Genomic DNA, 15,046 nt, shown 5'->3' with positions numbered 1-15,046 from the left:
GTCACGACGAAACCTCCTGAGTCGGTGCCGGCCGGAGCTGCGTCCAGACGTTGCGCAGGGCCGCGCGGACGCGGCGGTCGGCGAGGGCGGCCAGGCCGGCGGCGCCGATCAGGCCGAGCGTGACGGCCAGGCCGGGCAGGCCACGGCCGGCGATCAGCACGCCGGTCGCGGCCGCGGCGCCGGTCGCGGCGATCGCCACCCCGGCGGCGAGCACGAGGGTACGGCCGAACAGCGGCTCGCCCAGCGCCCGCCGGGCCAGGATCGCGGCCAGCACGTTCTCGCACACGATGCCGAGCGACCAGGCGACCGCCGCGCCCAGGGCACCGTGCCGCGGGATCAGCACCACGCACGCGACGACGTTGAGCAGCAGCCCGGCCACGGTGGCGAGCAGGTGCCCGCGGCTGTTGCCGCTCATCAGCAGCACGGTCTGCACCAGGCCGACGCCGACGTTGACGAGCATCGCGACGGCCAGCACGGCCATCGGGGTGGCGCCGGAGCTGAACTCACGGCCGAACAACGCCAGGAAGGCCGGGGCGAACACGGCCAGGACCAGGTAGGCCGGCCAGGAGAGCAGGACGATCCACAGGGTGGTCCGCCGGTAGACCCGGGCGGCGTCGGCGCGCCGGCCGGCACCGAGCAACCGGGAGAGCTGCGGGGCGATGGCCACCCGCAGGCCCTGCATGATGAGCAGGCCGGCCAGCGCGTACCGGCCGACGGCGGCGAAGACACCGGCCTCCGCCTGGGTGGCGAGGGCGCCGGTGAGCAGGACACCGACCCACATGCTGCTGGCGTCGATCGCCACCGAGGCGGCCCGGGGCAGCGCGAAGCCCCAGAACGTGCGCCAGTCGGCCCGTACGGACCGCAGGCTCGCGCCCGCACCGAGTCCGAGCGGGCGCACGACCAGCACCAGCGCCAGCACGACGGCCGCGGCCAGCGGCAGCAGCCAGCCGCCGAAGCCGAGCAGCACCCCGCCGCCGGTCAGCACCGCGGCGATCATCAGCACCGGCCGGGCGATCGGCACGAGCACGAACTGCACCCCCACGTACGCCGACACGGACCGGGTGGCCCGGACCGCCGCGAGCAGCACGGTCGAGACCACCACCAGCGGTACGCCGACGGCGGCGAGGCGGATCAGTGCCGCGCCGTCCGGGTCGTCGAGCAGCGCCCGGGCGATCGGGCCGGCGGCCAGCAGCCCGATCGCGGCGACCACCAGAGCCAGGCCGAACGTCGGCAGCACCGCCAGCGGCAACAACCGGGCCGCGTCGCCTTGCGGGCCGAGCCGGCGCCGCGGGATCGCCCACATCAGGCCGGTGTCCGCGCCGAAGCAGCAGATGGCCCCGGCGATGGTGACCAGGCCGATGACGCTGAACAGCGCACCCGAGCCGTCCGCACCGAAGGCCCGGACGATGACGGTGGTGAGCACGAACCCGAAGGCGCCGTTGACCGCCGCACCGACCAGCCCGATGGCCCCGCTGCGGGTGCTGCGGCGCACCTCGGTGTCGGCGGGACCGGGCGCGGCGACCGCTGTCATGCCGGCACTTCCTTCGGGCTGCGGTTGACCGGCCCGTCCACCGCCGCCAGCCCGAGGCCGAGGGCGAAGAACAGCACCGACATGTTGGGGTCGATGTAGGAGTAGAACGGCGTCACGATCGCGGCGATGATCGGCAGCGCACTCAGCCACAGCCCGGCCGGTGTCACGGCCGCCGCGAGCCGGCGCGCGATCACCAGCAGCAGCAGGTAGAAGCAGATCGTCGCCGGGATGCCGTGGCTGTAGAGCAGCTGCCAGATCATGCCCTGGGTGCCCAGCGGCTCGGACGCGTGCGTGGTGTCGACCGAGTTCGGCTGCCCGAAGCCCAGCAGCGGCGAGTGCACCACCGCGGCCCAGGTCTGCACGTAGAGGTCGAAGCGGTCCGACGTGGTGTCCGTGCTGGAGGTGCGGTTGGTGATCAGGTCGAAGACCGGGATGAACAGCGTGACGATCCAGCCGACCAGCATGATGCCGACAACCGGCAGCAACAGCCGGACCCGGCCGCGCATCACCTCCCGGAAGAGCAGGTAGGCGACCCCGGCACCCAGGCCGATGAACATGCCGCGGTTGAGCGTCAGGAATGCCGGGACCAGCGACAGCGGCAGGGACACCAGCAGGACGATCCGCATCGGGCCGCGGCGCACCGACATCAGGTACGCGAGCACGAACGGCACCAGGAAGCTGTACGCCGTACCCCAGTTGTTGGTGTACGGGTACGGCGCCGCCGGCCGGTAGATCGGGTTGCGGCTGAACTTGTTGAACTCCGTCGAGTCCAGATGGGTGATGTCGAGGATGTACCGCTCGGCCTGCACGCCGTGCGGCAGCACCAGCTCGAACGGGCTCGGGAAGCTGAACGTGGGCAGGAGCACGCCGAGCCAGCCCAGCGCCACCATCGACAGCCAGAAGATCGCCAGCGGGTTGGCCACCTTGGTCCACGGCACGCCGTCGCGGATCAGGTTGTAGACGTAGATCCCGACCAGCAGACCGGTGACCAGGTGCCCGAGCCGCAGGGCGAAGATCACCAGGTTGGTGACATGGTCCAGACGGGTGGCGCTCACCGTGACGATGCCCAGGAAAATCAGCCACAGCACGGTGCCAGTGGGCAGCCGGATGTTGCCGCGCGAGGTCAGCAGGCACAGCAGCACCGCGCCGAACAGCGGCCAGGCGACGTAGAAGAGCCCGAGACCCCACCACAGCGGCAGCAGCGCGAACATGCCGACGATCGGCCACACCGGGAGCTTCGCCTGGCGTACCGCCCAGGCGCCCGGCTCCAGGACGCCCGGCTCGACCAGGGCGACCGCGCGGGCCCGGGCCGGCGCGGACGCCCGGGCGGTCCGCCGGCCACGCACGATCGTCCTGGCCAATGCTCAGATCCCCTTGCCGCGCTTCTGCGCCATCCGCAGCACCCGCTCGCCGGTCATCAGCCCGAGGATGACGGGCACGGTGACCAGCACGCGCTTCTCCCGCGGATTCAGCCGGACGACCGCGGCCAGCTCCTTCATCGCCTCGGTCCGCCGGTTGCCCGAGGCCAGCGCGAACGCGATCTGCCCGCGCAGCCGGGCCATCCCGGCGCGGCTGGTGGCCAGCTCGGGGTGCTTGCCGATGAGGTACCGCTGGGCCTCGACGATGGTCGCCCAGCGTCCGAAGTAGAACGAGCCGCCGTGCCAGTCGACGATGACCAGCGCCTCGCGCACCACGGCGATCGGTGTCGTCGCCGACACCCGCAGCAGCCACTCGTAGTCCTCGCTGTAGCCACCGGGGATGCCCTCGTCGACCTCGCCGGCCGCCGCCCAGGTCGATCGGCGCACGAGCATGGTGCTGGAGTGCACCTCCATCACCCGGTCGGCGAGCAGTTCCTCGTGCACGACCCGGTCGCGGTCCAGCACGCGTTCCTTGTCGATGCCGGGCCCGCGCAGCCGCAGGCCGCAGCTGACCGCGCCGATCGCCGGGTCGGCGAGCTGCTCGACCTGGCGGCTCAGCTTGGCCGGCAGCCAGATGTCGTCGTCGTCGCAGAACGCCAGCAGCTCGCCGGTCGCCGCCTCCACCCCGCTGTTGCGGCCGCCGGGCAGGCCCTGCCGGCGGGTGTTGGCGATCAGCTTGAGCGATCGGTCGGGGCCGACCGGCACGTCCAGCTCCCGCACGTCGACGTGGTCGTAGACCACGACACACTCGACCCGGCCGGGATAGTCCTGACCGAGGATGCTGGCGACGGCGCGCTCGAGCAGCCCGGGCCGGTCTCGGGTGGCGACGACGACGGTGATCTCCGGATAGGTCTTCGGCACGGCGTTCTCCCCTGCGCTGTCAGGCCCGGCGCTCTCAGGCACGGCGTGGTCGGGGCCGGTGCGGTCAGGCACCGCGGCCTCCGGTGAGCACGAAGCCGACCGTCTGGGCGCCGGCCGAGCGCAGCCGGTCGACCAGGCGGGACAGTTCGGCGTTACGGGTGCGGTCGCGGGCCACCACGAGCACCGCGACCCCGGACTGCGCGGCCCGGACGCCCCGCTCGTCGGTGTCGGACGGGGGCGCGTCGATGACCACGATGCCGGACTCCGGCTCCTCACCGAGGTTGCACAGCCGGATGACACCGCCACCGATCAGCACGACCAGCAGCCGGCTGTCCGCGTCGTTGCCGGCCGACCCGGCCGCGACCACGGGCGTCTGCCGGACCGGCGCCTCCATGATCAGGGTGGCCTCGGGGTCGGCCGAGGTGGTCTGCACCTGGGTGGGGGCGTCGGCGGTGCGCAGGCCGGAGCCGGAGATCCGGGTGACCCCCGGCGCCGCGGTGACACCGGTGCCGCCCAGGCCGAGCCGGCCCGCAGCCGCCGATCCGTTCATCGCGGCGGGCGTGGACGGCGACAGGGTGCGGGCACGCGGCGGGGTGCGCTTCTGCGCGGCGAACAACACCCGCTTGAGCTCCTCGTGGGTCTCCGGCGGCGCGGCGAGCGTGACATCCTGCCCGGCCTCGGCCAGCGCGACCGCCAGATTGCCGGTCACCGTCGTGCGGCCCTCGTCGTTGCGGCCGGACAGCACGACGAGCGCGCGGTCGGGGTGCCGGTCGATCCACTTGAGCACCGCCAGCGAGACGTACCGGGCGTCGGCCGCGGCAGCCTCGTCGTGATGCCGGCCGACCGCGCGGACCACGCCGAGCGCCGGCAGCCCGACCAGGTCGGCGGCCTGGTCGATGGAACGGACCCGGCGGTCCAGCGCCTCCCGGGCGTGCGCGGCGACCATGCCCAGCAGCAGCCCGCCGAGCCCCGCGCCGAGCAGATAGAGCAGGCCGGCGTCGTGGCTGGACGGGATCGGCGCGCGGGCCGCGGCGGTGATCGAGCCCGGGCTCAGGTCGGCCGAGGAGACCTTGGCACGCGCGTTGGCGAGCTGGGCGATCTGGTCGTTGAGCGCGCTCACCTGGTCCAGCGTCGCCTGGGTACGCGGCGACGCGGTGTCCGTGCTGCTCTTCTGATTGGGCAGCGTCTTCTGCACCGTCAGCCGCTGTCCGGTCACCTGCTTGATGGTGTTGTCGTAGGAGAGGATCAACGCGGCCCGCTGCTGCTTGTAGATGTCCTCGCGGACCCGCAGGTACGTCTCCGCGGCGGTGTTCGCGCCGGTGATCGCGCTGCGCTCGCTGTCGCCGGCGTACTGGAAACGCAGTACCTGGCCGCCCGTGGGCACCTCGGTGGTGAGCGACTCACGGACCGCCTCGGGATCGCGGTTGAGGATCCGGGCGGTCGAGTCGATGACGTCGTTGCCCAGGGCGATGCCGTTCTCGGCGGTCATGTTGATGGCCCGGTCGGCGCCGCTGGACGGCAGGGTGAACGGGTCGGTGACCACGGGACGCAGCACGACCACCGTTGTCGCGCGATACGTCGCCGGGAAGAAAAAGAGGTAGGCGAGCACGGCGAGCGTGACGGCCGCGGTGGCGGTCAGCACGATGCGCCACCGGCGCAGCGGAATCCGTACGACGTCCGCGAAGCCGACGACCCGCTGCCGGCTCGCGGCGACGGAATCAGTCACATCCATGAGTCGTCTCTCCCCGACAGGTGTGCAGTTGTGTATCGATCCATCTGAGTCTCACCGAAACCTTCCCCGGCCGGCATCCTCGCGCGGCCGGGGAAGGTTACGCAACAGAGAGTCGTCGCTCCGACGACAGACTGTGTTACGAAGTGGCGAAGAACAGGGTCGGATTGGACCATGTCGCCTCGGCCGTCGGCGCCGCCACCACAGTGGCGGTGGAGCCGTCGACCGCGGTCGACGCCGAGGCGTCGAAGTTGACCGTCCGGAGTGTTCCGTCCGTGGAACCGTAGACCAGCTTGCCGGCCACCCACGTCATGCCGCGCACCGTGCGCCAGTCGATGTCCGAGGTCGGCAGCGTGAAGGCGGTGCAACCGATGACGTAGCCGTCCGGCGTGAGGTAACGATAGAACAGCGCGTTGCTCGACGCTGTCGTGTAATACATCCGGCCCTGCAGATAGAACGAGCCGGTCATGCTGGCCGCGGCGAACCACGAGTTGTAGCCGCTGCCGACCCACGGGGCCCCGATCGCGCCGGAACCGCTGAGGATCGAGATGTTCAGCAGACTGCCGCTGGGCGCGCTGCTGTCCGTCTTGGCCCAGTACACCTTGTTGGACACCACGAACGCCGACTTGGCGTTGGTGAGCTGCGGCTGGCTGACCGTCGCCGGGGTGCCCACCCCGGACACGCCGTACGACACCTTGGTCACCTGGCCGTTGCCGGCCCCCAGGTAGAGGTAGCCGGACGCGGCCTGCGGGGCGTCCTGGATGGCGATGGTGCGTCCACCGGCGTCCGGGAAGTAACCCTGCCGGCCGTGGTACTCGTTGCCCAGGCCGTCGGCGTCGAAGCCGGCGAACAGCCCGTTCGGGCCCTTCCACAGCTCCCACATGATCGGGCCCCAGTTGGTCCCGCCGGCCGGCAGCTGGCTGCCCGGCGACCGGGTCGGGTTCCAGTTCAGCGGTACGCCGTTCTGCTGGTCCAGCGCGGCGATGCCGTAGCGGCTGACGCCACCGGGGCCCTGTGAGTCGTTGCCGTTGGCGTTGTTCTGCCAGCGGAAGTGCCCGCCGACGTAGACCACGCCGTCGGCGACCTCGAGCGAGGTGACCGAGTCGGTGCCGGTGACGTCGACCCAGGTCGCCTGGACATTGCTGCCCCGGTCCGCGGTCTCCCAGCGGGCGGTGGCGTCGCAGTACGCGTCACCGCGGCCACCGTCGGCGATGATGACGAAGTAGCTGCCGTCGTCGTTGAAGTCGACGTCACGGGCGTAGAACGGGAACGAACTGCTGTAGCAGGCGGCCACGTACCGGTCGGTGTTCCAGTCCGCGACGGTGGGCGTGCTCGCGGTGTCGATCATGACGACCTGGTTGCGGGCGTTGCCGTTGACCTCGGTGAAGTTGCCGACCGCCACGACCGTGTCACCGTCGGGCGCGACCGCGAGGCCCCAGACCAGCTCGGTGCTGTTCGGGTACGGCCGGGGGCCGCTGGCGTCGACCTGGAAGGTGTTGTCGATCGCGCCGGTGGTGGCGTTGAGGCGGGCCAGCAGCCCGTGCTCGGTGCCGTTGATCCAGTGGAAGGCACCGGCGATGTAGAGGTGGTTGTCGTGCACGATGGCGCGGCGCACGACCCCGCCGTCGGCGCGGCCGACCCAGCCGGTCACCGTGGCGCCGGTGGCCGGGTCCAGCTCGACGAGGTTCTTGCGGGACACCCCGTTCACCGTGCCGAAGCTGCCACCGACGATGAGCTTGCCGTCCGGGCTGACCGCGAGGGTCTGCACCGCGCCGTCGAGGACCGGGGCGAAGCCCGTGCGCAGCGCGCCGGTGCCGGCGTCGTAGGCCACCAGGTTGCTCGCCGGCGACCAGGTGCTCGCGCCGGCGGCCTTGATGCCGCTGAAGGATCCGCCGGCGTAGACCGTGTTGCCGATCTGCGCGAACGCACGGATGCTGCCGTTCTGGGCGTGCGGCGTGTAGTCCACCGGATTGGCCGAGACGATGGTCGCGGGGTCGTTCGGGGGCACGTACACGGCGGAGGCCGGGATGGCGGTCAGAGCGACCGTCAGACTCAGCACCGCGGCGGAGGCCAGGATTCTGGCCACCGGCCGCGACCGGAGTCGACGCTTTAGGGACACGAGCCCTCCTAATGAGAATTTAAAGATTGACGCAGCCTCGTGCGGTGAGCGTCAGTTCGCTATCGACCGTCCGGACGGAGACGTTGCCTGCTCGGTTCGGGCCGGAGCACAGAGGATGAACAAAGTGTGTGCGATCACGACGGAGCCAGCCGGAACGGCGTCACCCCGGGACTCGCCCGGACCCGCCAGGCCGCCGCCTCCGCCAGATCCTCCAGGCCGACCTCCGGCGCTTCCCGGGCCACGACCAGCTTCCTGCCTTCCAGTTCGCGGGCCATCGCGACCTGGTGGTCGTCGACGTGCTCACCGAAGGCCTTGCGCCGCGGCACGTACAGCGCGCGCTTGCCGGCCTGCATCGCCGCCAGCGCGGAGCCCACCCCGGCGTGCGAGATGACCGCGTCCGCCTCGGCCAGGGCCTGGCGCATCTCGGTGATCGGCACCTGTTTCCGGGCGCCGGCGGGCATCTTATCGACCACGGTCGAGCCCACCTGCCACAGCACGTCCCATTCCGGCGGCAACAGGGTCACGAGATGGTTGAGCAGGCGCGGGAACGTGTAGCGCTCGTGGGTGCCCAGCGTCACCACGACCTTGCTCACCGGGCGCGGCTCGGCGACCGGTTCCGCCTCGAAGGCGTCGAAGATGGACCCGCCGTACCGCCAGGTGTCGTCCGCCCACGCCGGATACTGCGTGTAGAGCCGGGTGCGCGGCACCCGGGCGGCGAGCCGGCCGGTCAGCGAGGGACCCTCGGTGCGGGTGGCACTCTCGATGTAGGAGCACGGCACACCGGCGCGCGTGGCGGGCAGGAAGAACGCCAGGGCCACGCTGGCGCCGGTGCTGATCACCCGCTCGTAACGCTCGCGGCGGAACATCCGCTCCGCGGCGATCAGGTCCTTGACCGCGCCGACCAGGTCCCGGCTGGTGGCCGGGGGCACGAAGACGACATCCTCGCCGTCGAGCAGGGACCGGCTCTGCGGGCTGTCGAACGTCACCCAGCGCCGCTCCCCCACGCCGAGCCGCGGCGTCAGGTCGTGCAGTTCGGCGAGATGACCCCCGGTCGAGGCGACGAGCAGGGTCGTCACAGCACGGTCGCCGTGACAGCCGACCCGGTGGCCGGGACGGACGACCCGGTGTCCGGCGCGGCTGATCCGGTCGCCGGGGTGGCCGGCCCGGTCGCCGGGGTGGCCTCGGCCGCGCCGGTGGCCGGCCGCGCCTGCGGGCGTGGATACCGGCCGACCAGGATGCCGACAGCCAGGGCGTAGCCCAGGAACAGCGCCGGGCCGAAGATCAGGCCGCTGATGACGTCGGTGAGCCAGTGTTTCTGGGTGTAGATGCGCGAGTAGCCCTCGTACGTCGCCATGATGAGCACGACGGTGCCCAGCACCACGTGCCAGCGCCGGCGCATCTTCCAGGTCAGCGCGATGAACAGCGCGATCGCCCCGAAGGTCATGACCACCCGGGCGATGCCGCCCGACGGGTACGAGCCCAGCCCGGTCGGCGGGTGGCCGCGGTTGACCATGCCGGCCAGGATGGCCTGCACGTACTGCTCCAGCGGGAAGCTGACCAGGATCGCCACCAGCGGGATCCAGAACCGCTTGCGCCAGAACGGGGCGAAGAGCACCGCCGCCACGACCACCACGATCTTGAGCGGGTCACGGTCGCCGAGCGTGGTGTACCACCAGTTGAAGTCCTCGAAGCCGGGGCTGCGGCGGTCGGTCACCCAGAGCAGCACCGGCCAGTCGATGACGTTCTCCAGGCGGTGCGCCAGGATGCCCACCGGCCAGAAGACCGCCACCACGGCGGCGGCCCAGAACAGCACGAAGACCAGCGCGGTCATCGGTCGCCCGAGGGTCACGACCAGCCCGGCGACGGACTCGCGGGTCTTCGCCGCCAGCCGTCCGCGGGCCAGCCGCCGGCCCGGCCCGTACGCCAGCAGCGGGCCGGCCACCGCGGGCACGATGACCGCGAACGCGGCGATGAAATACAGCAGTACCACCGAAGTGTCCCCATCCTGCGGCGTCCCGGCCGCATGCTTGCACCACCTGTCGAACGACGCCCCACGCGTCGCTCAGTAGGCTCCCGAGCCCCGCATGACCGCCATCGCGGTCCGCATGAGGATCACCAGGTCGACGGTGAGCGACCAGTTCTCCACATACCGCAGGTCGAGCCGGATCGAGTCCTCCCAGGACAGGTCCGACCGCCCGCTCACCTGCCACAACCCCGTCATGCCGGGCTTGACCACCAGCCGCCGGCGCATGTCCTGCGGATACTGCTCGACCTCGCTGGGCAGCGGCGGGCGCGGCCCGACCAGCGACATCTCCCCCAGCAGGACGTTGATCAGCTGCGGCAGCTCGTCGAGCGAGTAGCGGCGCAGGATCCGTCCGGACCGGGTGACCCGCGGGTCCGCACGGATCTTGAACAGCACCCCGGCGTGCTCGTTCTGCTGCCGCATCGCCTCGAAGCGCGCCTCGGCGTCGGTGTGCATCGTCCGGAACTTGTACATCCGGAACGATTCGCCGCCACGGCCCACCCGGACCTGGCGGAAGAACACCGGGCCGCCGGTGTCCAGCCGGATGACCAGCGCGACCAGCAGGAACAGCGGCGCCAGCAGCACCAGCAGCAGCGCGGCCACCGACACGTCGAACATGGACTTGATCAGGCGCCGGCCGCCGGAGAGCCGCGGGTGCTCGATGTGCATCATCGGCAGCCCGTCGACCGGGCGCACGGTGATCCGGTCGCCGGCGGTGTCCACCAGCGACGACGAGACGATCAGGTCGATGTCGTCGCGCTCCAGCTCCCAGGCCAGGCGGCGCAGCATCGGGCCGTCGAGCTCCGGGCAGGACAGCACCATCACCGTGTCGGCCCCGGCGGCGGCGGCCGAATTCGCCGCGGCGCCCAGAGCACCGAACACCGGCACGTCCACCGTGTGCGCCGCGTCGGCGAGCTGTCCCGCCGGCAGGCAGGCGCCGATGACCTGGAACCCGTGGTGCGAGCGGCGGTGCAACTGGCGCGTCATCTGCGCGACGGCCGTGGCGTGCCCGAGCGCCAGCACCCGGTGCATGCAGGCCCCGCGCCGGCGGGAACGGTGCAGCACCTTGCGCAACACGAAGCGGCCGGTCAGCGACAGCACGGTGGTCAGCACCAGAGCGATCAGCAGATAGCCCCGGGCGATGTCCGCTTTGGCCACATAGGAGGCGAGCGCGATGCCCATGGTGAGGCGTACGCCCGCTCGCAGCACCCGCTGATATTCCTCGCCGCCGACGAACAGCACCCGCCGTTCGTAGGCGTGCGTCAACGCCAGCAGACCGACCCACACCGGCGGGATGAGCGCGGACAGCACCAGATACCAGTCCGCGTACGGCGCGCCCTGGAACCGCAGCACGAAGGCGGCCAGAGTGGCCACCAGGGTCGCGCCGAAGTCGATGACCAGGAGCAGCTTGACGTAGCGGGCTTCCCAGACCCACCGGTCGGCGTGGCCCCGCTCGTCGGAGACACCGAGATCCCGTTCGGTGACTCCCGCATACGATGAAGTTGTCGGAATCGGTCCGGTCCCGGCGTTGTCCGCCGTTGTTTCCGTCGTTGTCACGACGCCCCTGCCCGCCGTGAGACCCCACGCCCACTCGGCAATTTCGTGCACCCCACTTACGACGCCCCCCACCCCTTGGCCTCACAACAACAAAGCGCAAGGACGCTCAGGCGGTGAACGCTAGACGACGGCCAGGAAAATAGAGACCCCAGGGTCGCAATCTTTACGAACGCGGGACCAAGTTTTCGGATACCGGGGCGGGCGGCAACATCGTGCATTGCCGGTGAACTCGGTTCTACATCGGACAAAATAACAGGCGTACCGAGAGTGACGTCAGTGGGCGACGACCGGCCGGCCCTGGTCCGCTTTTTCCACATTGGCGCCCGTGATTTGTCCGATAGAGCCGATCATGGCATCGCACCGTAACATGCCGGACGCGGAGCGCGTGCGCGGGGTAGTCGTGACCTTCGATGTCCGGCCGACCCTAATCGATCATCCGGGTTGGACAGAAGTGGCCGAATGTGAGACACGCCCGTCGATCGGCCCACTTGACAATGGATGATCCACTGAGTCGGCCGGCAAAAAGATCACGCCGCGACCATTTCGGACGAGGTGCGGAACGGCGGGCGCGAAGCAGTTCAGCGCCGCACGAGCCACAGCGCCAGAGCGGGGCAGCGGTCGACGGCCCGGCGGGCGGAATCCTCGAGTCGCCGCGGCACCACGGGCTCCGCCTCGCCGTCGCGGGCCACCGGGTAGCCCCAGTCGTCCTCGCTCAGCAGCTCGGGCAGCAACTCGGCGCAGAGACCGCGGCCGTCGCAGGCCGTCCGGTCCACGTGCAGCCTGGTGGTGCTCATCGCCGTACCCCCTGGTGTCCGGATGCGACGGCCAGGCAGTGGCCCGCCAGATGCGCGGCCACATCCGCCTCGAAGGCGCGCATGGCGCTGGTGATCATGCGGGCCGTGCCGTCCGGGTGCCGGCAGGCGCCGCGGCCGGTGACCAGCGCGGCGAGCCGCCGCACCTCGGCCGGCAGGCCGGGCCGGGCCCGGTGGTGAGCCAGGTCGTCCAGCGTGCCGGCCAGCCGGGGCAGGCCGTTGACGCACGGGCCGCACTGGCCCGCCACCTCGCCGGCCAGGTATCCGGCGATCCGGGCGGTCTCGGCCAGGCCGCACACGTGCGCCGGGAGCGCGAGCACGATGCCCGCGCCCGGGGACGCGCCGAGCGGGGTCAGCGCCGCCCGGCTCACCTCGATCCCGGGCCGGGCCGGGACCCAGCCGCCGTGGTAGCCGCCGAGCAGCACAGCCTGCAGTGGAGCCGTCGCTCCGCCGGCCGCGTCGACAAGGTCACCGAGCGGGACGCCGTACCCGGCCTCGATCACGCCGGGCGCGCGCACCGCGCCCCCGACCGTCGCCAAAAAGGTGCCCGGCTCGTCGGGCGTGCCCGCGGCGCGGAACCAGCCGGGACCGTGTCGGGCGATCAACGCCAGGTGGGCCAGCGTCTCGACGTTCTGCACGAGCGTCGGCGCCCCGGCCACCCCGGAGTCGGTGATCCGCACCAGCTTGTCGGCGGGCACGGCGGGCCGCCCCGAGACGGCGGCGACCACCGCCGACTCCTCCCCCGCCACGAAGGACTGTGGTGCCACGGTCACGGTGACCGGGACCGGGTCCAGGCCCGCCCCGCGCCGCGCGGCCAGGGCCGCCCGGACCCCGTCGGCCGAGGCCGCCGCCACATAGAGATGGGCGGTACGCGCCCCGAGCGCACCGGCGACCAGCTGCAGGCCGTCCAGGACCAGATGCGGCCGGTACGCGAGCAGCGCCCGGTCCTTGCCACTGGCCGGTTCCCCCTCGGCGCCGTTCGCCACGACCACCGGCGTACCCCCGGCCCGGCGCACCGCCTCCACCTTGCGCCAGGTGGGGAAGCCGGCCCCACCGCGCCCGGTCAGCCCGGCCGCGCGCAGCAGTTCGACGAGCTGCTCGGCGTTCAGCACCGGCGAGCGTCCGTGCCGGCCGAGATGGGTGTCCAGCCGGCCGTCGTTGTCACCGGCGAGCAGGCGCAGCCGCACTCCGCCGGGGGCGTCCACCGTCGTCATCGGACCTCCTGAGGGGTGCGGACCCGGCGCGGGAGGCGGGCGGGGAACCGGGCGAACGAGGGCGTGACCCGCCAGACGACAGCGGCGAGGACCAAGGCGGTACTGAGCACCAGCAGGGCCCGCAGCCACCAGCTCGCCGCGTCCGTGCCGGTCTGCCAGCCGTGCAGCAGGGCGATCGGCCAGCACAGGTACGCCAGCCAGTGCACGAGCCGCCAGCCCCGCACGCCGAGCCGGTGCCGCAGCAGGCTGGTGGCGATCAGCGCGAGCACCACGTCGAAGGCCAGCGTGCCCAGCCCCAGCCAGAACGGCCGGTACTCGCCGGCGAACGGCACCACCAGATCGAAGAAGCGCAGCTGCGCGTACGGGTCGAAGTAGAGGCTGACCACGTGCACGACGAGCAGCGCGACGGCCAGCAGCGCGACGTTGCGGTGCAGCATGTTGACCGCGAAGCGGGGCAACCCGAAGGCCGTCCGCCCGGAGCGCGCGCCGATGCCCAGCGCCACCACGACGGAGAGCAGGACGAGCGAGACGACCCCGCTGCCCCGCCCGAGGTACCACAGCGCGTCGGTCATGCCGGCCACCCGCCCAGCCGCAGCACGTCCAGCTCCGGGGTGACCAGCCGGGCGGGCCCACCACAGAGCAGCTCCGACGCCGCGTGGCCCCGCACGACCGCGGCCGTGCTCAGCGTGTTGGCGCGCAGGCACGAGAAGGCCGCGACGGAGACCGTCCGCCACACCCGGGGCGCGGGCCGGCCGGTGCGCGGATCGAGGATGTGGTGCAGCAGCTCGCCGGGGCGCCCCCAGGTGCGGCCGGCAGTGCTGGAGGTGGCGAGGGCGGCGCCGGCCGGCAACCGGACCGTGCAGTGCGGGTCGCCGGGCCGGTCCTGCACCAGCACCGACCAGCCACCGTCCGGCGCGGGCCCGGCGGTCGCGATGTCCCCGCCCAGCGCGACCAGCACGCCGACGCCGAGCCTGGCGGACACCAGCCGGGCGGCCCGGTCGGCGGCGACTGCCTTGGCCGTCGCGCCGAGATCCAGCAGAACGCCGTCCGGCACCGTGAGCTCGCGGCCGTGCAGCCGCACCGATCGCCAGTCCGGGGTGGCGAAGACCCGGACGGCCGGGGCGACCGCGCGGCCGGTGACGGCGGCGAAATCCCGGTCGTAGCCGAGACCGCACAGCGCGGCGCCGATGGTGGGGTCGACGTCGCCGCCGGTCTGCCGGGCCGCTTCGAGGGCAGCACCGACCAGGTCGGCGAGCAGCGGGCTGACCACGACCGGACGGCCACCGGCGCGGCAGGCGACGGAGAGCTCGGAGCCTGCCCGGAAGCGGCTGCACGCCGCGTCGACCGCGGCCAGCTCGGCCTCGACGACGGCGGTGGCCCGGGCGAGCCGGGCCGGCTCGGTGACGACGACGCGCGCCACCGTGCCCCAGACGGACCACTGGGCGGTGTCCGCCCCGACCGGCAGGGTCTCGATCAGCGGCATGTCACGACCCTCCGGAGGTGGCCTGGCCGGAGCCGTCGCTGCCGCCGGAGAGCGACGGCGCATCCGTGCCGGTCGAGCCGCTGTCACTGTCCGTGACGCTCTCGGGAGCCGTCGAGCTGTCGGTGGCCGGGGTGGTGTTCCCGGTGGAGTCGGCGGCACGGGCCGCCAGGCCCACCCCGAGTGTCCCGGCCAGGCCGGCCGCGACCAGCACCCCGGTGAGCGCCGACGTACGGCGTAGTGCCTTGTCCCGGTCCATCGGATCGTCCCCCTCATTTGTTGACGACTCAACCAATGTGCCG

13 protein-coding genes are annotated in these 15,046 nt (G+C 72.2%); all 13 read right to left on the bottom strand.

The window, feature by feature from the left end:
* Nucleotide 1: 1 nt before the first annotated feature.
* The 13 genes from ACZ6S4_RS10315 to ACZ6S4_RS10255 all read right to left on the bottom strand — a co-directional run bounded on the left by ACZ6S4_RS10315 (nucleotide 2) and on the right by ACZ6S4_RS10255 (nucleotide 15,003).
* A complete protein-coding gene (locus ACZ6S4_RS10315) occupies nucleotides 2-1,531 on the bottom strand; it encodes a lipopolysaccharide biosynthesis protein (protein WP_465474601.1) in 1,530 nt (509 codons plus the stop codon).
* Nucleotides 1,528-2,892: an O-antigen ligase family protein gene (locus ACZ6S4_RS10310; RefSeq protein WP_465474600.1), complete on the bottom strand. Its 1,365-nt coding sequence runs from the start codon at nucleotides 2,890-2,892 to the stop codon at nucleotides 1,528-1,530. The genes ACZ6S4_RS10315 and ACZ6S4_RS10310 overlap by 4 nt, the downstream gene beginning before the upstream one ends.
* A 3-nt stretch (nucleotides 2,893-2,895) precedes the next feature.
* Nucleotides 2,896-3,810 (bottom strand): glycosyltransferase family 2 protein, encoded by a 915-nt coding sequence (locus tag ACZ6S4_RS10305; protein WP_465474599.1) that lies wholly within the window; start codon nucleotides 3,808-3,810, stop codon nucleotides 2,896-2,898.
* Nucleotides 3,811-3,874: 64 nt separating this feature from the next.
* Complete coding sequence (locus ACZ6S4_RS10300) at nucleotides 3,875-5,542, bottom strand: hypothetical protein (RefSeq protein WP_465474598.1); 1,668 nt, start codon at nucleotides 5,540-5,542, stop codon at nucleotides 3,875-3,877.
* A gap of 136 nt (nucleotides 5,543-5,678) precedes the next feature.
* Entirely contained in the window at nucleotides 5,679-7,625 is a 1,947-nt protein-coding gene (locus ACZ6S4_RS10295) for a hypothetical protein (RefSeq protein WP_465474597.1), read from the bottom strand.
* 167 nt (nucleotides 7,626-7,792) lie between these two features.
* Entirely contained in the window at nucleotides 7,793-8,734 is a 942-nt protein-coding gene (locus ACZ6S4_RS10290; RefSeq protein WP_465474596.1) for a glycosyltransferase, read from the bottom strand.
* Complete coding sequence (locus ACZ6S4_RS10285; RefSeq protein ID WP_465474595.1) at nucleotides 8,731-9,648, bottom strand: phosphatase PAP2 family protein; 918 nt, start codon at nucleotides 9,646-9,648, stop codon at nucleotides 8,731-8,733. The genes ACZ6S4_RS10290 and ACZ6S4_RS10285 overlap by 4 nt, the downstream gene beginning before the upstream one ends.
* 72 nt (nucleotides 9,649-9,720) lie before the next feature.
* Nucleotides 9,721-11,238, bottom strand: coding sequence for a sugar transferase (locus ACZ6S4_RS10280; protein WP_465474594.1), 1,518 nt, complete (start codon nucleotides 11,236-11,238; stop codon nucleotides 9,721-9,723).
* A gap of 578 nt (nucleotides 11,239-11,816) precedes the next feature.
* Complete coding sequence (locus tag ACZ6S4_RS10275; protein WP_465474593.1) at nucleotides 11,817-12,032, bottom strand: ferredoxin; 216 nt, start codon at nucleotides 12,030-12,032, stop codon at nucleotides 11,817-11,819.
* A complete protein-coding gene (locus ACZ6S4_RS10270; RefSeq protein WP_465474592.1) occupies nucleotides 12,029-13,264 on the bottom strand; it encodes an NADH-ubiquinone oxidoreductase-F iron-sulfur binding region domain-containing protein in 1,236 nt (411 codons plus the stop codon). Before ACZ6S4_RS10270 ends, ACZ6S4_RS10275 begins: the two co-directional genes overlap by 4 nt.
* A complete protein-coding gene (locus ACZ6S4_RS10265) occupies nucleotides 13,261-13,836 on the bottom strand; it encodes a ferric reductase-like transmembrane domain-containing protein (RefSeq protein WP_465474591.1) in 576 nt (191 codons plus the stop codon). Before ACZ6S4_RS10265 ends, ACZ6S4_RS10270 begins: the two co-directional genes overlap by 4 nt.
* A complete protein-coding gene (locus ACZ6S4_RS10260; RefSeq protein ID WP_465474590.1) occupies nucleotides 13,833-14,747 on the bottom strand; it encodes an FAD:protein FMN transferase in 915 nt (304 codons plus the stop codon). The genes ACZ6S4_RS10265 and ACZ6S4_RS10260 overlap by 4 nt, the downstream gene beginning before the upstream one ends.
* A 1-nt stretch (nucleotide 14,748) precedes the next feature.
* Entirely contained in the window at nucleotides 14,749-15,003 is a 255-nt protein-coding gene (locus tag ACZ6S4_RS10255) for a hypothetical protein (RefSeq protein WP_465474589.1), read from the bottom strand.
* Nucleotides 15,004-15,046: the final 43 nt, after the last annotated feature.

Source organism: Actinoplanes sp. NPDC051405, assembly GCF_055586185.1.
Note: the sequence above shows the minus strand (reverse complement) of the source record. Positions and strands in the feature narration are given on the sequence as shown.